The organism is Mycobacterium sp. NGS17 (genome assembly GCF_059813205.1).
This window is the reverse complement of the sequence record NZ_JCALED010000001.1, coordinates 596,268-614,280: the sequence shown is the minus strand read 5'-3', so window position 1 is coordinate 614,280 and position 18,013 is coordinate 596,268. Positions and strand designations below refer to the sequence as shown.

The 18,013-nt window shown below is 67.5% G+C and carries 21 protein-coding genes; 12 read left to right on the top strand and 9 right to left on the bottom strand.

The window, feature by feature from the left end; translation table 11 throughout:
• Positions 1 to 120 precede the first annotated feature (120 nt).
• On the bottom strand, positions 121 to 489 hold the full coding sequence (locus AC5Y7E_RS02995; protein WP_499917120.1) for an STAS domain-containing protein: 369 nt from the start codon (positions 487 to 489) through the stop codon (positions 121 to 123).
• Positions 490 to 659: 170 nt separating this feature from the next.
• Here AC5Y7E_RS02995 and AC5Y7E_RS02990 point away from each other — a divergent pair, with 170 nt between their 5' ends.
• The 6 genes from AC5Y7E_RS02990 (at position 660) to AC5Y7E_RS02965 (ending at position 6,330) form a co-directional block, all read left to right on the top strand.
• The gene (locus AC5Y7E_RS02990; RefSeq protein WP_499917121.1) at positions 660 to 1,562 is read left to right on the top strand and encodes an STAS domain-containing protein; all 903 of its coding nucleotides are present in this window, start codon (positions 660 to 662) and stop codon (positions 1,560 to 1,562) included.
• 22 nt (positions 1,563 to 1,584) lie between these two features.
• Complete coding sequence (locus AC5Y7E_RS02985; protein WP_499917122.1) at positions 1,585 to 1,989, top strand: STAS domain-containing protein; 405 nt, start codon at positions 1,585 to 1,587, stop codon at positions 1,987 to 1,989.
• The gene (locus AC5Y7E_RS02980) at positions 1,979 to 2,389 is read left to right on the top strand and encodes an ATP-binding protein (protein ID WP_499917123.1); all 411 of its coding nucleotides are present in this window, start codon (positions 1,979 to 1,981) and stop codon (positions 2,387 to 2,389) included. The genes AC5Y7E_RS02985 and AC5Y7E_RS02980 overlap by 11 nt, the downstream gene beginning before the upstream one ends.
• Positions 2,390 to 2,435: 46 nt before the next feature.
• On the top strand, positions 2,436 to 3,008 hold the full coding sequence (locus AC5Y7E_RS02975) for a SpoIIE family protein phosphatase (protein WP_499947373.1): 573 nt from the start codon (positions 2,436 to 2,438) through the stop codon (positions 3,006 to 3,008).
• Complete coding sequence (locus AC5Y7E_RS02970; protein ID WP_499947372.1) at positions 3,005 to 5,221, top strand: SpoIIE family protein phosphatase; 2,217 nt, start codon at positions 3,005 to 3,007, stop codon at positions 5,219 to 5,221. The genes AC5Y7E_RS02975 and AC5Y7E_RS02970 overlap by 4 nt, the downstream gene beginning before the upstream one ends.
• A 68-nt stretch (positions 5,222 to 5,289) precedes the next feature.
• Positions 5,290 to 6,330: an iron-containing redox enzyme family protein gene (locus AC5Y7E_RS02965; protein WP_499947371.1), complete on the top strand. Its 1,041-nt coding sequence runs from the start codon at positions 5,290 to 5,292 to the stop codon at positions 6,328 to 6,330.
• Here AC5Y7E_RS02965 and AC5Y7E_RS02960 read toward each other — a convergent pair.
• The 6 genes from AC5Y7E_RS02960 to AC5Y7E_RS02935 form a co-directional block, all read right to left on the bottom strand.
• Positions 6,257 to 6,511: a CDGSH iron-sulfur domain-containing protein gene (locus tag AC5Y7E_RS02960; RefSeq protein ID WP_499947370.1), complete on the bottom strand. Its 255-nt coding sequence runs from the start codon at positions 6,509 to 6,511 to the stop codon at positions 6,257 to 6,259. The genes AC5Y7E_RS02965 and AC5Y7E_RS02960 overlap by 74 nt on opposite strands.
• A complete protein-coding gene (locus AC5Y7E_RS02955) occupies positions 6,508 to 7,197 on the bottom strand; it encodes a HemK2/MTQ2 family protein methyltransferase (RefSeq protein WP_499947369.1) in 690 nt (229 codons plus the stop codon). Before AC5Y7E_RS02955 ends, AC5Y7E_RS02960 begins: the two co-directional genes overlap by 4 nt.
• Before the next feature lie 103 nt (positions 7,198 to 7,300).
• A complete protein-coding gene (locus AC5Y7E_RS02950) occupies positions 7,301 to 7,855 on the bottom strand; it encodes a type 1 glutamine amidotransferase domain-containing protein (protein WP_499947368.1) in 555 nt (184 codons plus the stop codon).
• Positions 7,856 to 7,920: 65 nt separating this feature from the next.
• Positions 7,921 to 8,298 carry a malate dehydrogenase gene (locus AC5Y7E_RS02945; RefSeq protein ID WP_499947367.1) on the bottom strand — a complete coding sequence of 126 codons (378 nt, stop codon included), beginning with the start codon at positions 8,296 to 8,298 and terminating at the stop codon, positions 7,921 to 7,923.
• Between the two features lie 187 nt (positions 8,299 to 8,485).
• A complete protein-coding gene (locus AC5Y7E_RS02940; protein ID WP_499947366.1) occupies positions 8,486 to 9,472 on the bottom strand; it encodes an LLM class F420-dependent oxidoreductase in 987 nt (328 codons plus the stop codon).
• A 143-nt stretch (positions 9,473 to 9,615) separates the two neighbouring features.
• Positions 9,616 to 10,080, bottom strand: coding sequence for a GatB/YqeY domain-containing protein (locus AC5Y7E_RS02935; RefSeq protein ID WP_499917130.1), 465 nt, complete (start codon positions 10,078 to 10,080; stop codon positions 9,616 to 9,618).
• On the opposite strand from AC5Y7E_RS02935, the gene AC5Y7E_RS02930 reads away from it, so the two are divergent.
• Genes AC5Y7E_RS02930 through AC5Y7E_RS02910 form a run of 5 tightly spaced genes read left to right on the top strand, consistent with a single transcriptional unit; the run spans position 10,079 to position 15,510 of the window.
• The gene (locus tag AC5Y7E_RS02930) at positions 10,079 to 11,398 is read left to right on the top strand and encodes a DUF7847 domain-containing protein (RefSeq protein ID WP_499947365.1); all 1,320 of its coding nucleotides are present in this window, start codon (positions 10,079 to 10,081) and stop codon (positions 11,396 to 11,398) included. The two genes, AC5Y7E_RS02935 and AC5Y7E_RS02930, sit on opposite strands and share 2 nt — an antisense overlap.
• Positions 11,399 to 11,421: 23 nt before the next feature.
• On the top strand, positions 11,422 to 12,075 hold the full coding sequence (locus tag AC5Y7E_RS02925; protein WP_499917132.1) for a DUF4129 domain-containing protein: 654 nt from the start codon (positions 11,422 to 11,424) through the stop codon (positions 12,073 to 12,075).
• Positions 12,075 to 13,214 (top strand): DUF4350 domain-containing protein, encoded by a 1,140-nt coding sequence (locus AC5Y7E_RS02920; RefSeq protein WP_499917133.1) that lies wholly within the window; start codon positions 12,075 to 12,077, stop codon positions 13,212 to 13,214. The genes AC5Y7E_RS02925 and AC5Y7E_RS02920 overlap by 1 nt, the downstream gene beginning before the upstream one ends.
• Positions 13,211 to 14,188: an AAA family ATPase gene (locus AC5Y7E_RS02915; RefSeq protein WP_499947364.1), complete on the top strand. Its 978-nt coding sequence runs from the start codon at positions 13,211 to 13,213 to the stop codon at positions 14,186 to 14,188. Before AC5Y7E_RS02920 ends, AC5Y7E_RS02915 begins: the two co-directional genes overlap by 4 nt.
• Positions 14,188 to 15,510, top strand: coding sequence for a DUF58 domain-containing protein (locus tag AC5Y7E_RS02910; protein WP_499917135.1), 1,323 nt, complete (start codon positions 14,188 to 14,190; stop codon positions 15,508 to 15,510). Before AC5Y7E_RS02915 ends, AC5Y7E_RS02910 begins: the two co-directional genes overlap by 1 nt.
• Positions 15,511 to 15,536: 26 nt before the next feature.
• On the opposite strand, the gene AC5Y7E_RS02905 is transcribed toward AC5Y7E_RS02910, so the two are convergent.
• The gene (locus tag AC5Y7E_RS02905; RefSeq protein WP_499917136.1) at positions 15,537 to 16,529 is read right to left on the bottom strand and encodes a stage II sporulation protein M; all 993 of its coding nucleotides are present in this window, start codon (positions 16,527 to 16,529) and stop codon (positions 15,537 to 15,539) included.
• Positions 16,530 to 16,609: 80 nt separating this feature from the next.
• Between AC5Y7E_RS02905 and AC5Y7E_RS02900 the strand changes: the two genes are divergently transcribed.
• Positions 16,610 to 17,542, top strand: a complete 933-nt coding sequence (locus AC5Y7E_RS02900) for an RDD family protein (RefSeq protein WP_499917137.1) — start codon at positions 16,610 to 16,612, stop codon at positions 17,540 to 17,542.
• On the opposite strand, the gene AC5Y7E_RS02895 is transcribed toward AC5Y7E_RS02900, so the two are convergent.
• On the bottom strand, positions 17,539 to 17,928 hold the full coding sequence (locus tag AC5Y7E_RS02895; protein ID WP_499917138.1) for a hypothetical protein: 390 nt from the start codon (positions 17,926 to 17,928) through the stop codon (positions 17,539 to 17,541). The genes AC5Y7E_RS02900 and AC5Y7E_RS02895 overlap by 4 nt on opposite strands.
• Positions 17,929 to 18,013: the final 85 nt, after the last annotated feature.

The following is an 18,013-nucleotide window of genomic DNA, read 5'->3' as shown; positions in this document are numbered from 1 at the left end:
CTCGGTCAGCCCCGAAATCGATGCCATGCGCAACCGTTTTCGGCGTGCGTGCGCCAAACATGGTGTCAGGCAAGCGATGCATGCGGCATGCGAGACGGCGCGCGCCCGAGGGGCGAATCGCTAGCCGTTGAGTTGGCCGTCCCGAACCCCGGTCAACGCGTCGTCGAGCGTCGGGTACAGCGGGAAGGTTTTGTCCAGACCGGTCAGATGGATCGGCCTGCGGGTGGCCGGGCCTCGTGCGACCACCCCGAAGCCGGTCTGCTTACCCAGCTTCTCGTAGGTCGCCGCCAGGATCTTCAGCCCGACCGAACCGAGAAACTCGACAGCGGAAAGGTCGATGATCAGTGCCGTCGGGCTGTCTGCGACGACCGCGCTGATGGCTTGTTCCAGGGCCGGAGCCGTGACCAAGTCGATTTCGCCGCTGACGCTGACCACCGACACCCCGTCGTGGTCCTCAACCAACGTGGTAATCGAATCAGGAGCTGACAATGGCAATCCTTTGTCCTGGGCCTTGCGTGCCGTAAGCGTGCTACAACCCTAGCCTGCCGTTACGAACTGCGGGAAGAATATGCCCTCTATACGTGCCCCGCGACAACCCACGCTAGTCTCGCAAAAAGAACTGCACACCGCAGGGCGCGACGTGGCACTCGGGAGGCCAGATGTCAGATTCGCCGTCGGATTTCAACAGTACCGGCCCTGCGGCTCAGACCGTGGGCGTGTCCAGCGAGGGGCTGCTGCCACAGCTGGTTCAGCATCTGCGGCAGAATCGAACCGTTCTGCGCGAGGAGTGGGCTCGCCGGATCACCGAGGCCGAGCTGCTGACCGCGATGACCCCGGAGGAGCTCTTCTCCGAGGCGACGGCCGTCTACGACAACTACGTCGAGGTGCTCGAGACCGGTAGCGTCGAGGCGTTGCAGGCCTATGCGCGTGACCTGTCCGAACGCATCATTCCGCGGGGCGTCGAGACCGACGAGGTGCTGGGCATCGTCTTGCTGCTGCGCGACGTGCTCGCCCGCTCGCTGTTCGAGAAGTACCAAGCCGAGTTCGAGATGCTCAACCGCGTCCTCGACGCCTACGAGCCGGCGGCCAACCGCATCGCCAATACCGTGGGCGTGTCGTTCGTGCAGGAACGCGAGCGCATCATTCGCCAGCAGCAGGAGGCCATCCGCGAACTGTCGACGCCGGTGCTGCAGGTGCGTGAGCAGCTGCTCATCCTGCCGATCATCGGCGTGCTGGACTCTCAGCGCGCCCGCCAGGTCACCGAACAGCTGCTGCGCGCCATCCGCGCGAACCGCGCCAAAGTGGTGGTCATCGACATCACCGGTGTTCCGACGATCGACTCGACGGTGGCCAACCACCTGGTGCAGACGGTCGACGCGTCGGGGTTGATGGGTGCCAGCGTGATCATCACCGGCCTGTCCTCCGAGATCGCCCTGACGCTGGTGACCATCGGGCTGGACCTGTCCAAGATGAACGCCGTCGGTGACCTGCAAGGCGGTATCGAGGAAGCCGAACGCCTGCTGGGGTACGAGGTCACCCGCACGGGCGAACAAACCGGATAACCACAATCGACACGAGCGCCCCATGCCAGTACCGATCCTGAAACAGGGCTCGATTCTCATCGCGTCGGTACAGGCCGCCCTCACCGACTCCGACGCCGAACGCCTGCGCTACGACCTGATGGAACGGGTCAGCCAGTTCCGTGCCCAGGGCATCATCGTCGACGTCACCGCCATCGACGTGATGGATTCCTTCGCGGCCCGGTCGCTGCGGACGATTGCGCACATGACCCGACTGCGCGGCGCGGACACGGTGATCGTCGGGTTGCAGCCGGAGGTGGCCTTCGCGATGGTTCAGCTCGGTTTGGCGTTCGACGACATGAACACCGCGCTGGATCTTGAAGAGGGTCTCGCCCTGCTGAATCGCCAAGCTCTGAATCGCCAAGGCGGCGTGGGGAAATCAACGATCGGGCCCGACGGTGGCGGCTGATATCGTCGTCGCCATCGATCACCCCGACGACATCGTCGAAGCCCGCAAAGCCGGTCACCAACTCGCGCTTGATTTGGGATTCTCCCTCACCGACGTCACGATGATCGCCACGGCGATCTCGGAGATCGCAAGGAACATCACCAGTTACGCCGGCCGTGGCGCCGTCTCCGTTGCGATCGCCGACCGGGAAGGGCGTAAAGCCCTGGTGGTGCGCGCCGAGGACCAGGGCCCGGGCATCGCCGACATCGAGCGGGCGATGGAAGACGGTTACACCACCGGGCGCGGGCTGGGGCTGGGCCTGCCGGGTGCGCGCCGCCTGATGGACCGGTTGGTCGTCGAGTCCACGCCCGGTCGGGGAACCGTCATCGAAATGTGGAAATGGGTCCCCCCTCGTGCATAAAAACGGCCGCTTCGGACCGATCGAATGGGCAAGGGCGGGGCGGCCTTTGCCCAGCGAGTACACGTCTGGCGACCGCGGTATCGCGGTCGATGTCGACGGCGGGGCGGCGCTGTTCGGGGTGGTGGACGGGCTCGGCCACGGGCCCGCCGCCGCGGAAGCCGCGCTGCGCGCGGTCGATGTGGTCACACGCGCCAGGTTCGAGCCGGTCGAGGTTTTGATCCAGCTCTGCCACCGTGCGTTGGTCGGCACCAGGGGGGTCGCAATGACGTTGGCGCGCATCGATTTCGCCGCTAACACCGTCACCTGGACCGGCGTCGGTAATGTCACCGCGGACCTGGTGGCCAAGGCCCCCACCGGTATCCAGGTTCGGTCCAGTGCACTGCTTGCCGGGGGTATCGTCGGCTACCGGATACCGGAAACCACACCGGCACACGTGGTTTCCATTCGCCCCGGAGATCTGCTGCTGATGAGCACTGACGGCATCGCCGAAGACTACCTCGACCACATCGACTTCTCGGCCACCGCTGTCGCTATCGCCGAAGGGCTCCTCGGCAAGGACGCGAAAGAGACCGACGATGCGATGGTGCTGACGGCGCGTCACAGGGGAGCAACGATTTGAGCGGCGACAGTGACTTCCACGGTCAGTACGAGGCTGCGCTGCGCGCCTATCTGAACTCGCACGACGAGGCCGACCTGTCGATCGGCAACGAGCTCGGGCGCAGGGCCTTGCAGGAACAGATCAGCCTGCTCGACCTCGTCGAACAGCACGTCCGGCTGGTCTTCGAAATCTCGCAGGACGTGCGCCTGGATGCGCCGATCGCGCTGGAATTCCTGCTGCAGCTGCTGGTCCCGCTCGACGTCGCGACGCGCGGCTTCATCGACGGCAACCGACGCTATGCCGAACAACGCGCCCGCGCCGAAGGGCTGGCCGACCGCGACAAATTCCGCACCGCGCTGGTCAATTCGCTACAGGAAGGCTTCTTCGTCGCCGATCACCAGGGCTCGGTGGTCGAGATAAACAGCGCCTTTATCGAGATCCTCGGATATCCCAGCGAGGGCTTACCGTACAAATGGCCGCACCCCTGGCTGGTCGACACGACCACGGCGGCCGAACAGACGTCACGGGTGATGGCGCAGGGCAGGGCCGACTACGAGACGCCCATTCGTCATGCCGACGGGCACCTGGCATGGGTCAAGGTGAGCATCAACGCGGTCAAGGAAGCCGGCAGCGATCGGGACGTCTTTGTCGGAACGATCCGCGACGTCACCGCCGAGCGTGCCTTCGCGGCCCGGGAGACCGCGGTGCTGCGGTTGGCCACCGCCGTCGCGGTGGCCAAGACCGTGGACGAGCTGCTGTCGATCACGCTCGACGAGTGCAGTGCGGCAATCGATGTGCAACGGGTGATCGCGGTCTCGTGGCCCAACGGCGACGGCGATCCCACGGTCCAGGCTGCCGGCGAGCCCTCGGCCGCGTCGTGGCGCAAGCTGGATCCGTGGCTGCGCCATACCTTTCAAGATGCGCGCCATCAATTGCCGCTGACGACGAAAACAATTGAGGCGCCGGATAATCCCGGCAAGGTTCAGGGGCTGGTGGCGGTGCTCTCCGGTACCGGCGACCTGGCGTTGTGGTTGGAGCTGCGCACGCCTCGCTGGGTCAGCGGCGAGGATCGCCTGTTGGTCACTGTGCTGATCGGTCACCTGAGTCTGGCCATGCAGCACGTGCGTCAGTTCGAAAGCGCGCGTGAGACGTCGCTGACGTTGCAGCGTGCCATGCTGCCGCCGGTTCAGCCGCCGGCGGGGTTCACGGTTCGGTACGAACCCGCGGTGCCGCCCTTGGAGATCGGCGGTGACTGGTATGACGTGCTACCGATCGGTGAGCACCATATCGGCATCGTCGTCGGAGACTGCGTGGGGCGCGGCCTGCCCGCGGCCGCGATCATGGGCCAGCTACGGAGCTCGGCGCGCGCACTGCTGATCAACGGGGCCGAGCCCGCGGTGCTGCTCGACCAGCTCGACTCGGCGGCATCGCTCATCCCGAACGCGTACTGCACGACGGTCTTCCTGGCGATTCTGGATACCGAAACCGGGGTGCTGCAGTACAGCAACGCCGGCCACATGCCGGCCGTGCTGGCCGGACCGCAGGCCGGCACCACGATGCTGTTGACCGATGCCGCATCGGTGCCGCTCGCTGTGCGCCGCAATGAGCCGCGACCGCAAGCCACCCAAGTGCTGCCGCCCGGCTCGACACTGATGCTGTTCACCGACGGGCTCGTCGAACGCAAGCACGAGTCGATTGACGACGGAATCGCCCGTGCGGCAGACGTTCTGGCGCAGACCATGACATCGCCTCTGGACACCGTCGCCGATGTGGTGCTTCGCGAACTGGCGCCCGCCGCGGGGTACGACGATGATGTCGCGATGGTGATCTACCGGCATCAGCAGACCCCGCTACGCATCGAAAGCGACGCCACCGCAGACCAATTGGTCCGCATCCGGCATCGGCTGGCGGACTGGCTGCACGCCGGTGGCGTATTGGAAGACCAGGCCGCCGACATTGTGCTGGTCGTCAACGAGGCGTGCACCAACTGTGTCGAACACGCTTACCGTGGTTTCGCGGCCGGGGCCATGTTGCTCGAAGTCAGCCTTGCCGACGGCGAAGTGCGCACCCGGATCACCGATTACGGATCGTGGAAGGCGCCGGCCGCCGTCCCGGGCAACGGCGGGCGCGGCTTGCCGCTGATGCGAATGCTCAGCGACTCGATGGAGCTCGACACCACCGAAACCGGCACCACCGCCGACATCACCTTCCGCCTGCCCGCAACGGCCCGCTGAGGCGGATTGCGACCGTGGAAGCTGCCGCCCGCCCGTTTGCCCATCCCGTACAGCGGGTAGACATCGGCGTGACCCACACATCGACCTTGACCGAACCCGTCCTGCCTGCGGCGCACGGGCCGCTGTCGACAGCCGTACGTTGCGCGCTGGCGGGTCCGCCATCGACCTACCACCTGGCGCGCATCGGCGCCTCTGTGCGGGATTCCGATCCGTACGGTCTGGATCTGCAACTGGCGCTGTCCATGTGCTATGAGCTGCACTACCGCGGGCTTGCCGGCGTCGACCCCGCCTGGGAGTGGAATCCAACGCTGCTGGGTCTGCGCGCCGAACTGGAACGGGTGTTCCTGGCCGGCGTGCGCCGCGACGTCGGTCACATCGATCCAGACCAGACCGCGGCGGCCGAGATGGAAGCGCTCACAATCGAACCCGTCGACGGCACGGGCCCGTCGTATTACCTGCGCGACACCGGAACCTGGCAGCAGATGTGCGAGTACTTCGTGCACCGCTCGCTCTATCACCTCAAAGAGGGCGATCCGCACGCTTTTGCCATCCCGCGTCTGACGGGTGTGGCGAAAGCGGCTTTTGTGGCAATCGAATTCGATGAATACGGCGCCGGACGGGGCTCACGGCTGCACCAGCAATTGTTCGCCGATCTGCTCGCGGCGGCCGGCCTGGATGCGACGTATTGGGCTTACGTCGACGCGGTGCCGGCCGAAGCGCTGGCGGTGGTCAACCTCATGTCGCTGTTCGGTCTGCACCGCTCGTTGCGCGGCGCCGCGATCGGGCACTTCGCCTCCACGGAGATCACCTCACCGCCGGGATCGCAACGCATGGTGCAGGCGCTGCGGCGGCTGCAGGCACCGGCGGCGTGCATCGAGTTCTACAGCGAGCACGTCGAGGCCGACGCGGTGCACGAACACGTCGTGCGCAACGACGTGGTGGGCGATCTGGTAGCCCAGGACCCGCGACTGGAACACGACGTCGTCTTCGGCATCCGCGCGCACGCGGCGGTCGAAGACCGCTTGGCGCAACGGATTATGACGTCGTGGAAGAAGAATCAGACGTCGTTGCGGAGGCCGCTGGAGCAGATGAGCGTGCCGGCGTCTTGAGGCGCCGGCACCGGCGGTGACTGGTGTCGCAGAGCGGGTAGCGGTCGCTGCGTCGGCAGGTACAGATCGCCACCATGAACCGGTCGGACTCGACGACCTCGCCATTGGGCATCTCGATTCGCACCGGGCCCGACACCAGCACGGGCCCGTTCGGCACCACCTGCACCCGGGTTGTGGTCATCGCTTTTCCGCGCGGATCACGATCAGTTCTTCTTCCCGGCGTCCGCGCGGTATCAGGCCGACTTCCTCCAGCCACGTGGCCCGGGACGACATCACCGGTCCGAACGGTATCCATTTGGAGGCAATCACTTTCGCATCCATGCCCGCCCATTTGAGCGAATCCAGCGACTCCTGAACACCAGCGAGCGCCGAATGCACCAGCAGCAGGGATCCCCCGTCGCGCAAGAGCTTTGGCGCCGTTTCGCACAGCGGGTCGAGGATCGTCCGGCCGTCGACCCCGGCGTTCCACGCCCACGACGGTCCGGCCGCCGGGCAGATCTCTTCCAGCTCGGCGCCGGGCGGCGTGGGCACATACGGCGGGTTGGACACGACGACGTCGAACGGCGCGCAGTCCACCGCAGCGATCCACGATCCTTCGCGAACGTCCACCTCCACACCGGCGGCCGCCGCGTTCTCCCGAGCGCACCGCACCGCCTGCGGGCAGATGTCGAAGGCCGTTGCGCCGGCGCACCCCATGGCGGCGGCAGCGATCGCTACGAAACCGCTGCCGGTGCACAGATCGAGGACCCGCCGCCCCGGGATCAGGCCGGTGTCATGCATCACGTCCACCAGCAACCGAGAGTCCTCTTGCGGCTGATACACGTTGGGGACGGACGAAACGGCGGGCTCGGGATACGTGGTTGTCACTGTTGGCCTTTCGAGAACCCTATAAAATTTGCCGCTGATCACGGCTTGGCGGGATAATGCCCGCAAACCGGCGCTTTCAAACGAACGAGCCGGAAATCCGCGGTCAACCCGCCGTCGCATGCGCGAACTGTTCGAGGATGGTCGCGCAGAACGCCGGGAGGTCCGATGGCGAGCGGCTGGTGATCAGATTGCCGTCGACGACGACCTCCTCGTCGACGACGTGGGCGCCGGCGTTACGCAGATCGGTGCGAATACTGGCATACGACGTCAGCGTCCGGCCCACTGCCACACCGGCTTCGACCAGCGTCCAGGGGCCGTGACAGATGGCCGCGACCGGCTTGCCCGACCCGACGAAGTCGCGGACGAAGGACACCGCGGAGCTGTCCATGCGCAGCTTGTCCGGGTTCACGGTGCCGCCCGGGAGCACCAGGCCGTCGTAATCGTCCACCGAACTCTCGGACACTTTGCGGTCGACGGCAAAGGTTCCGGCCGGTTCGAGATCGTGGTTGCGCGCCTGTATTTCGCCATCCTTCAACGACAGCAGCTGCACTTGCGCGCCGGCCTCCTGCAACGCCGCACGAGGCTGTTCGAGCTCCACCTTCTCCACACCGTCAGCCGCAAGGATCGCTATTTTCTTGCCCTGCAATTCATTTGACATCGTCACATCCCTTTCCTGCGATCGCCGACTTCCGTCGGATCGAAGAGCTCTCAACTGCAGCCGCGTCACGCCCCGGTCGTTCGCAACGCCGTATAAAGGTCCAGTCCGCCGATCCCCGAAAGAACGACGGCCGCGATGGTGCCCCGACGCCGGCGCCCGGGCCCGCGGGCGACTACTCCCGCGATCAACAGCGCCATGTCCAGGACGTCGCCGGCCACCCGGGTCCACACCAGCGTGGGTGGACCGCCCAGCAGCGCCGCGCCGTGACCGCATTCACGCACCCCGAGAGCGCGGATGACCCGCCGCGACCGGCTGGTGTCGTCGACGCCGGCAATGGCGGCGACCTTCCCCGGGGCTACCAGTTCGCTGACGCCCAGCCCGAAGCTGGCGCCGCTGAGTGCCCTGACCAGCGTGGTCGTAGTGTCACCATCGCCATCGGTCATCGTTCACTCCCCCTGCTTAGCCGGAATGCGCACACTTGCGAGCCGGCTGTGCGTCAGCGGTTTTGATCGGACCAACGCGCGCCGGAACGCCCGTTCACGTCCCAGCTCTACCGGCGTCCGGCGCGCGTTGGTTGGCTGCGCACGACTGCGACCCGGGTACCCGGGCGAAAAGCGGTCAAACCTGTGCTCAGTTTGCTGCGTCGCGCAGGGCCGCGAGCAGCGGCTCAGCGGCTTCGGCGAGGAACCTTTCCTGGGTGTCCCCGCCGATCTGCACGAGCGCGATGTCGGTGAAACCGGCTTCCCAGTAGGGCCGGACGCTCTCGACGATGGCATCGAGGTCAGGGCCGCACGGGATCGTCTCGGCGACGTCTTCGGGTCGCACGAACTGGGTCGCACCGGCGAAGCCGGCCGGCGTCGGCAGGTCGGCGTTGACCTTCCAGCCGCCGGCGAACCAGCGGAACTGCTCGTGCGCACGTTTGACGGCGGTCTCACGGTCGGGATCCCAGGACACCGGTATCTGCCCGACGACCCGGCCGCCGCCGGCGAGATTGGCCGCCTGGCGGGCGCCGTGCCAGGCGTCGACAAGCTCCGTGCTGGGTTCCACTGCGATCAGATGGTCCGCCAGCTTGGCGAACTTGTCGACCGCCTGGGTACCCCCGATCGCCACCCCGATGCCCACCGGAACGTCGGGCACGTCCCATAGGCGCGCCGAATCGACCTGGAAGTAGTCGCCGGTGAAGTCGACCAATTGGCCGCCGAACAGCTCCCGGATGATTTTGATGGCCTCGCGCAGCATGTCTTGCCGGCGCGCGACGGCCGGCCAGCCCTTGCCCACGACGTGTTCGTTCAGGTTTTCACCGCTGCCCAGGCCCAAGGTGAACCGGCCGTCGGACAGGATCTGCACGGTGGCCGCCTGCTGGGCGACGATCGCGGGGTGATATCGCATCGTCGGGCACGTCACGTAGCTGTAGAGGTCGACCCGCTCGGTGGCCTGCGCCACCGCACCCAGCACCGCCCAGGCGTTCGGAGCGTGTCCTTGTGCGGCGAGCCACGGCGAAAAGTGGTCGCTGCACACGTGAAAGTCGAAGCCCCGCTCCTCGGCCGAAACCGCATACTGGACAAGGTCTTTGGGTCCACTCTGCTCGGTCATCAAAGTGTAGCCAAAACTGGTCATGCGTGACGGAGTACCCGACTGCCCCGAGCGCAAACCGGCGCGCGGTGTCACCGCTATCCGGTGAGGCGTCTGGTGTTGCGGCGCAACGTGTTTGGCTCGACGAGCCGGGCGCCGGGCCGTTTTCGCCGGCCGACCCTCCCGGGCTACAGACGCTCTTTGACGGCGGCCGAGAGCCGCGCGCCGTCGGCCTTGCCGGCGGCGATCGCCGTCGCGGCCTTCATCACCATACCCATCTGTTTCATCCCCGGCCGCTCGCCGATTTCTTCGGCGACCTGCGCGATCGCGGTGTCGGCAACGTCGGCCACCTCGGCCTCGGTGAGCGGGGTGGGCAGGTATTCGTCGATGATCCGCCCCTCGGCGTGCTCGTTGGCGGCGAGCTCCCCGCGCCCGTTCTGGGTGTAGATCTCCGCTGCTTCGCTCCGCTTGCGCGATTCCCTGGCCAGCACCTTGATGACCTCTTCGTCGTTGAGGTCTTTGGCCTCCTTACCGGAGACTTCCTCGGTTTGGATCGCAGCCAACAGCATGCGCAGGGTGGCCGTTCGCAACTTGTCCTGGGCCTTCATCGCCGCGGTCAGGTCCGTCCGGATCCGGGATTTGAGTTCCGCCATGTGGGAGACGCTACGCGCCGGGCGGGGGGTCAACGTTGTGAAATGCCCCGGCCGCCGACAGGATGGAGCCCATGACATACGAGGCGCCCGGCTGCAAAGGCCGCGGGGTTCGGTGAGCGCGCCGCCACCTGGTTATCCGGCTGGTCCGCCACCGGCATACGGCCCACCACCCCAATACGGTCCACCCGCAACGTATGGCCCGCCCCCGGCTTACGGTCCGCCCCCGCCATACGGCCCCCCGCCTGGCTACCAGCCCCCGCCCGGTTACGGACCACCTCCTGGCTACGGGTCGCCATCCGGCTACGGGCCCGCGTGGGGCTATGGATCGCCGCCACGCTTCGGCGGTTACGGAGCCGTCAAACCAGGCATCATCCCGCTACGGCCGCTGACCCTGGGCGACATCTTCAACGGCGCGGTCGGCTACGTTCGGGCGAACCCGAAAGCGACGCTCGGCCTGACGGCCGTCGTCGTGGTGATCATGCAGATCATAACCAAGGTCGCATTCTTCGGGCCCCTGGCCGCGGCGGACCGATTCCCCAGCGATCGACCCGGCGAACTGAGCTCGGCGGTCCTGGGGGCCTGGTCCGCGTCGTTGATCGGCGGCCTGCTGGTCAGCTGGCTGGGCGGCATGCTGCTGTCCGGGATGCTCACCGTCATCATCGGGCGAGCGGTTTTCGGGTCACCCATCACCATCGGCGAAACCTGGGCCAAGATCCGCGGCCGCCTGCCGGCCCTGCTCGGCCTGGCCCTGCTGGAAGCCGTCGCGGTGGCGGCCCTTGCCGGGTTGGTCGCGGTGATCATCGGCGTGCTGGCGGCGATCGGTAACGCCGCGGCGGCCGTAGTGCTGGGCATCCCGCTGGCGCTGGCCGTCCTGGCGTTGCTGGTCTACCTGTACACGGTGGTGCTGTTCGCCCCGGTGCTGATCGTGCTGGAGCGGCTGCCGGTCATGGACGCGATCACCCGATCGTTCAAGCTGGTTCGCCACGGCTTTTGGCGAGTGCTGGGCATCCGGGTGCTCGCGTTGCTGGTGACATCCGTCGTCGCCAACGCCGTTGCGGTGCCGTTCAGCATCGCCGGCCAGTTCGTCCAGATCAACTCGTCCGCCGCGGCGTTTGTGGTCAGCACGGCGATTCTGTCGGTGGGGGCGGCGATCGGCGAGATCATCACCGCGCCGTTCAACGCGGGCGTCATCGTCCTGCTGTATACCGACCGCCGCATGCGCGCCGAGGCATTCGACCTGGTGCTGCAAAGCGGAGCGGCCCAGGGTCCCTACGCGGCCGCGTCCACCGACAACCTCTGGCTGACGCGGCCCCGGTAGGGCCGAGCGAGGACTAGCTGACGATGCCTTCCATCGACATCGACCGCGATGCCGCTCATCGTGCCGCGCAGGACGAGCTTGACAAACCGATCTATTCGAAGGGCTCCCCCGGGGAACAGCTCATCAACTGGATCAGCGATCAGTTTTACCGGCTGCTGCAGAAGATCTCCTCGGTTCCGGGCGGATGGTTCACCGCAACAGTGCTTTTCACCCTGCTCGTGATCGCACTGATCGTCGGCATCTATATTCTGCGACGCACCATGCGCACCCGCCGCGGCGGTGACCACTCGCTGTTCGAAGCCGCCCAGCTGACCGCCGCCCAGCATCGCGCTACCGCCGAAAACTCTGCGGCCGAGGGTAATTGGGCTGCCGCGATTCGTCACCGGCTGCGCGCCGTCGCCCGCCAGCTCGAGGAAACCGGAGTGCTGATACCCGCCCCCGGCCGGACGGCCAACGAGCTGGCTCGCGATGCCGGTGCGGCGTTACCGCACCTGCTCAGCGAATTGAGGCGAGCCGCAATGGCTTTCAACGACGTCACCTACGGCGAGCAACCCGGAACCCAGGCCGCCTACCAGATGGTCGCCGACCTCGACGATCATCTGCTGACCCGCTGGCAGGGCGGTCCGCTCGAGCCCGGCCAGCCTGCCGCTAGCGAGTCGTGGGCGCAGGTGCGGTGATGGCGACGATCACCGGCGCCGGTCCCGAAGCCGCACCGCGCCGCTGGCGCGCCTGGCGCTGGGTGCTCGTCACGGTGTTGGTGCTCGCCGTCATCGCCGGCGTCGACGCGTATCTGAACGCACCGCGACCCGGGCCCCGGATGGACCCGTCGTCGACCAGCCCCGACGGTGCGCACGCCCTGGTGGAGTTGCTGCGCGGCGCCGGAGTCGACGTCGTCGTGGCCAACAACATCGCCGACGTCGAAGCTGCGGCACGCCCGGACGCGCTGATCCTGGTGGCCCAGAGCCAATACCTCACCGATGCGCTTTTAGACCGGCTGGACAACGTCCATTCGGATCTGCTGCTGGTGGAACCGACGGCGCGGGCCCGCGGGGCGCTGCTGCCCGGTGTGCGGGTCTCGCACGCCAAGGGTTTCGACCTCGACCCCAATTGCACACTGCGCGAGGCTGTTCGCTCCGGGCCGGTCCGGTTCGGGGTGAGCAGCACCTACGAGTCCGAAGACGGTCGCGAGATGACCCGCTGCTATGACGGCGCGTTGATCCGCTTCCGCAACGACGGGCGCACCATCACAACCGTCGGCAACACCGACTTCATGACCAACAGCAGCCTGCTGCAAGCGGGCAACGCCGCGCTGGCGATGAACCTCGCGGGCGACCGGCCCCGGCTCGTCTGGTACGCACCGCACGCCGTCGAGGGTGAATCTTCGCCCAAGTCAACACTTTTAGAATTGCTTCCGTCCAAGGTGTTCTGGCTGGTCGGACAACTGGCGCTGGTGGTGCTGCTGGTCGCCGTGTGGAAGGCCCGCCGGCCCGGACCGCTGGTGGCCGAGGAGTTACCGGTGGTGGTGCGCGCGTCGGAGACCGTCGAGGGCCGCGGCCGGCTGTACCGGTCCCGGCGGGCGCGCGATCGCGCGGCCGCCGCATTGCGTGCGGCCACCCTGGCGCGGCTGCTGCCGCGGCTCGGCTTGGGTGCGGGCGCTTCGCCGTCGGCGGTGGTGGCCACCGCGGCCGGGCGCATCGGAGCCGATCCGGCGTTCGTCTCCTACCATCTGTTCGGTCCGCCCCCGACGACCGACAACGACCTGTTACAACTTGCCCGTGCGCTCGACGACATCGAAAGGCAGGTCGCACACCCGTGACACAACCCACTACCACCGAATCTCCCACCGCTGAATCGGCGCGCGAGGCGCTGCTGGCGTTGCGCGGTGAGCTGGCCAAGGCCGTCGTCGGACAGGAGGGTGTGGTCAGCGGCCTGGTGATCGCGCTGCTGTGCCGCGGCCACGTGCTGTTGGAAGGCGTTCCCGGAGTGGCGAAGACGCTGCTGGTCCGGACGCTGTCCGCGGCGCTGCAGTTGGAGTTCAAGCGGGTGCAGTTCACCCCCGACCTGATGCCCGGCGACGTGACGGGCTCGCTGGTGTACGACGCGCGCACGGCCGCGTTCGTTTTCCGCGCCGGTCCGGTGTTCACCAACCTGTTGCTCGCCGACGAAATCAACCGCACCCCACCCAAGACCCAGGCCGCGCTGCTCGAGGCGATGGAAGAGCGGCAGGTCAGCGTCGATGGCGAACCGCGGCCGCTGCCCGACCCCTTCATCGTGGCCGCGACCCAGAACCCGGTGGAATACGAGGGCACTTACCAGTTGCCGGAGGCCCAGCTGGACCGCTTTCTGCTCAAACTGAATGTGACGCTGCCGCCCCGCGACGCCGAGATCGCCATCCTGCATCGGCACGCGCACGGCTTCGACCCGCGCGATCTGTCGGCGATCAAGCCGGTGGCCGGGCCCGCGGACCTGGCGGCCGGTCGCGACGCCGTGCGAAACGTGCTGGTTGCCGACGAGGTGCTGGGCTACATCGTCGACATCGTCGGGTCCACCCGCTCCTCCCCCGCGCTGCAACTCGGCGTGTCGCCCCGCGGCGCGACCGCCCTGCTGGCGACGGCGCGCTCCTGGTCCTGGCTGTCCGGGCGCAACTACGTCACGCCCGACGACGTGAAGGCCATGGCCCGCCCGACGCTGCGGCACCGCGTGATGTTGCGGCCCGAGGCCGAACTCGAGGGGGCCACACCCGACGGGGTGCTCGACGGGATTCTGGCGTCGGTTCCGGTGCCCCGCTAGTGGTCCTGACCGGACGCACCGGCTTGGTCGCACTGATCTGCGTCCTGCCTATTGCGCTGTCCCCTTGGCCGGCAACAGCTTTCGCGGTCCTGCTGATAGCGCTGGCGATCGTGGTAGCCGTCGACGTCGCACTGGCGGCCAGCCCCGCCAGGTTGCACTACGTGCGTTCCCCGGATCGCTCGGCCCGGCTCGGGCAGCACGTGGAGTGCGGCCTGCTGATCCGCAACGATGGCCCGCGCCGGTTCCGGGGCCAGATTCGCGACGCCTGGCCGCCCAGCGCTCAAGCGCAGCCGCGCATCCATCCCATCGACATTCCCGCCGGGCGAGACCAGCACGTCCAGACCCAGCTCCAACCGGTTCGCCGCGGCGACCAGCGAGCGACGGTGGTGACCGCCCGATCCATCGGCCCGCTGGGGCTGGCGGGTCGCCAGGGTTCGCGACCGGTGCCGGGGCAGCTGCGGGTGCTCCCCCCGTTTCTGGCCCGCAAGCACCTGCCGTCGCGGCTGGCCAAGCTACGGGAGATCGACGGCCTGCTGCCGACGCTGGTCCGCGGTCAGGGAACCGAATTCGACTCGCTGCGAGAGTATGTCGTCGGCGACGACGTGCGCTCGATCGACTGGCGCGCCACCGCGCGTCGCGCCGATGTGGTGGTGCGCACGTGGCGACCCGAACGCGACCGGCGGGTGGTGATCGTGCTCGACACTGGCCGCACGGCTGCGGGTCGGGTCGGCGTCGATCCGACCGCGTCCGATCCCGCGGGCTGGCCGCGGCTGGATTGGTCGATGGACGCCGCACTGTTGTTGGCGGCGCTGGCATCGCGCGCAGGGGACCATGTCGACTTCCTCGCCCACGACCAGGTGAGCCGGGCCGGTGTGTTCGGCGCCTCGCGCACCGAGCTGCTCGCGCAGCTGGTGGAGGCGATGGCGCCGCTGCAACCAACGCTTGTCGAATCCGACTGGCGGGCAATGGTTTCCGCCATATTATTGCGCGCCCGCCGGCGCTCACTCGTGATATTGCTGACCGACCTCAATGCGGCCGCCCTCGAAGAGGGACTGTTGCCGGTGTTGCCGCGGCTGTCGGCCAAACATCACCTGCTGCTGGCCGCGGTCTCCGATCCGCGCGTCGACCACATGGCCGGGGGGCGATGGGATGCCGCGGCGGTGTACGACGCGGCGGCCGCCGAACGCTCCCGCAATGACCGTGGCGCGATCGCCACCCGGCTGCGCCGCAGCGGGGTGGAAGTCGTGGACGCCCCTCCCGCCGAACTGGCGCCCGCCCTTGCCGATCACTATCTCGCGATGAAGGCGACCGGGCGCCTGTAGCTGCCGGCCCCGGGCCGCCGGGACGCTCAGCGAGTCGGAACGACGTCGGGCGACTCTTCCATATCACCGCTCTCGCCGGCCTGCGCAGCGCGGCGGCCGAAGTAGACGATGTAGGACAGGAAAGCGACCTCGGCGATGACGCCGATGCCGACTCGCACGGACGTCGGCAGTGGCGAAGGGGTCACCAGCGCTTCGATCAAACCGGAGACCAAGAGCACCGCAACCAGACCCACGGCGACCGAGACGACGGCACGGCCCTGTTCGGCGAGTACCTGGCCGCGAGGCCGCTCACCCGGCGAGATCACCGACCAGCCGAGCCGCATTCCCGTTGCGCCCGCAAGGAATACGGCCGTGAGTTCCAGCAGTCCATGTGGGGCAAGCAGACCCAGCAGCAAGGCCCCCTTCCCTGCCGGAAACATCAGGCCGGCCGTGACACCCAGGTTGGCGGCGTTCTCCAAGAGCACCAGGGGGATCGGCAGTCCCAGCACCACCGACATCGCGATGCATTGAGCGGACACCCACGAGTTGTTCACCCAGATCTTCAGCGCGAACGCCGCGGCGGGATGTTCGCTGTAGTAGGACTCGACGTCGTGGTTGATCAATTGTTCGATGTCCGTGGGTGTTCCGATCAAGGACTGCACGTCCGGGCTGCCGGCCACCCACAGCGCAATGACCGCAACGACGGCAAAGAACGCCGCCGCCGTAGCCAGCCACCACCGCCAGGTGCGGTAGGCAACCACCGGAAACGACACCGTCCAGAACCTCGTGAACGCACGGCTCAGTGGCGCATGGGCACCGGTCACCGCGGAACGGGCCCGCGCTACCAGGCTCGAGAGCCGACCGATCAACATGGAGTCCGACGATGTCGAGCGCAGCATCGACAGGTGGGTGGAGACCCGCTGGTAGAGGTCGACGAGTTCGTCGATCTCTGCGCCGGAAAGCGACCGGCGCCGCCCGATCAATCGGTCAAGGCGGTCCCAGGTAGGGCGATGGGCCAGCACGAATGCATCGACATCCACCCTCGGCAGCCTAATCGCACCGCCGGCTCGGCCAAGCGCGCAGCAGGCCACACGCAAGCCAACCTGTACCGTTCGAAGTTATGTCGGAGGTGGTGACCGGGGACGCTGTGGTGCTCGATGTGCAGATCGCCCAGCTGCCGGTTCGGACGTTGAGCGCGCTGATCGATATCGCGGTCATCGCCATCGGTTACCTGCTCGGCCTCATGTTGTGGGCTGCCACGCTGACTCAATTCGATAGCGCACTGTCTCAAGCGATCCTGCTGATCTTCACGGTGCTGGTGGTCGTGGGCTATCCGCTGATTCTCGAAACGGCAACGCGGGGACGCTCCGTGGGCAAGATCGCGATGGGCCTGCGAGTCGTGTCCGACGACGGCGGCCCGGAACGCTTCCGCCAGGCGTTGTTTCGCGCCCTGGCTTCGTTGGTGGAGATCTGGATGCTGTTCGGGAGCCCCGCGGTCATCTGCAGCATCTTGTCGCCCAAGGCCAAACGAATCGGCGACGTCTTCGCGGGCACGGTGGTGGTCAACGAACGCGGACCTCGACTCGGACCACCCCCGATGATGCCGCCCTCATTGGCGTGGTGGGCGTCGTCGCTGCAGTTGTCGGGGCTGTCCGCCGGCCAGGTCGAGGTTGCCCGTCAATTCCTTTCCAGGGCAACGCAGCTCGACCGTCAGCTGCGCGTACAGATGGGATACCGGATCGCCGGCGACGTGGTGGCCCGCATCGCGCCGCCGCCACCGCCCGGCGCTCCGCCGGAACTCGTGCTCGCCGCGGTCCTCGCCGAGCGGCACCGCCGCGAACTGGCCCGGCTGCGGCCGGTCATGCCCGGGCCGGGGCAACCAATGGGTCCGGCGACGTGGCCACCGCCCGGCCCCCCTTATCAGGGCCCCCCGGCCTGGCCAGGTCCGCCGGCCGCAGCACCACCACAGGCCACGGGATGGCCGGGACCGCAACCCGGTCCATCCGGCCCGGGAGAAGCCGACACGCCCGACGGTTTCTCACCCCCGAGCTAGCCGGCCACACTCGCCGCCATGAGCAGCACGTCGGCGACCAGCAACGCCCATCCGCACAGGGGAACCGCGATACCGCCCCGGCGTTTGGCGGTGAAGAACGAGATGACGATGACGACGACGGCGACGGCGGGCGCACCGTAGAACGCGACGCCGAAGTCGATCCCGCCATGACCCAGGTTGGGACAGCCGCCATCGCTGCAGCCGTCGGTGCTCATGATGGCGCCGAGCGCGAACAGCATCACAAGTGCGGCGGCCGGCACCGTCGCCAGCGCCAGTCCCCAGTTGATCCACGGCCAGGTACTGCGGGTCCGGGCACCATCTGGTCGTCCGGCTGCGGTCGCGCCGGCGCCACCGCTATTGACCCTCAGGTCGTTGTCGGGATCCATCCCGATAGTTCCTACCCGTCGCTTCGCCCGTGCAAACCGCCTGGCGGACCGGTCGTTGGCAGATACGGCCAGGATTTCCCAGTTC

Coding starts and splice junctions, on each gene's coding strand:
- AC5Y7E_RS02920 (WP_499917133.1), top strand. CDS start 12,075: ATGGCGACGATCACCGGCGCCGGTCCCGAAGCCGCACCGCGCCGCTGG.
- AC5Y7E_RS02940 (WP_499947366.1), bottom strand. CDS start 9,472: ATGACCAGTTTTGGCTACACTTTGATGACCGAGCAGAGTGGACCCAAA.
- AC5Y7E_RS02935 (WP_499917130.1), bottom strand. CDS start 10,080: ATGGCGGAACTCAAATCCCGGATCCGGACGGACCTGACCGCGGCGATG.
- AC5Y7E_RS02930 (WP_499947365.1), top strand. CDS start 10,079: ATGTGGGAGACGCTACGCGCCGGGCGGGGGGTCAACGTTGTGAAATGC.
- AC5Y7E_RS02925 (WP_499917132.1), top strand. CDS start 11,422: ATGCCTTCCATCGACATCGACCGCGATGCCGCTCATCGTGCCGCGCAG.
- AC5Y7E_RS02950 (WP_499947368.1), bottom strand. CDS start 7,855: ATGTCAAATGAATTGCAGGGCAAGAAAATAGCGATCCTTGCGGCTGAC.
- AC5Y7E_RS02990 (WP_499917121.1), top strand. CDS start 660: ATGTCAGATTCGCCGTCGGATTTCAACAGTACCGGCCCTGCGGCTCAG.
- AC5Y7E_RS02900 (WP_499917137.1), top strand. CDS start 16,610: ATGTCGGAGGTGGTGACCGGGGACGCTGTGGTGCTCGATGTGCAGATC.
- AC5Y7E_RS02895 (WP_499917138.1), bottom strand. CDS start 17,928: ATGGATCCCGACAACGACCTGAGGGTCAATAGCGGTGGCGCCGGCGCG.
- AC5Y7E_RS02985 (WP_499917122.1), top strand. CDS start 1,585: ATGCCAGTACCGATCCTGAAACAGGGCTCGATTCTCATCGCGTCGGTA.
- AC5Y7E_RS02960 (WP_499947370.1), bottom strand. CDS start 6,511: ATGACCACAACCCGGGTGCAGGTGGTGCCGAACGGGCCCGTGCTGGTG.
- AC5Y7E_RS02945 (WP_499947367.1), bottom strand. CDS start 8,298: ATGACCGATGGCGATGGTGACACTACGACCACGCTGGTCAGGGCACTC.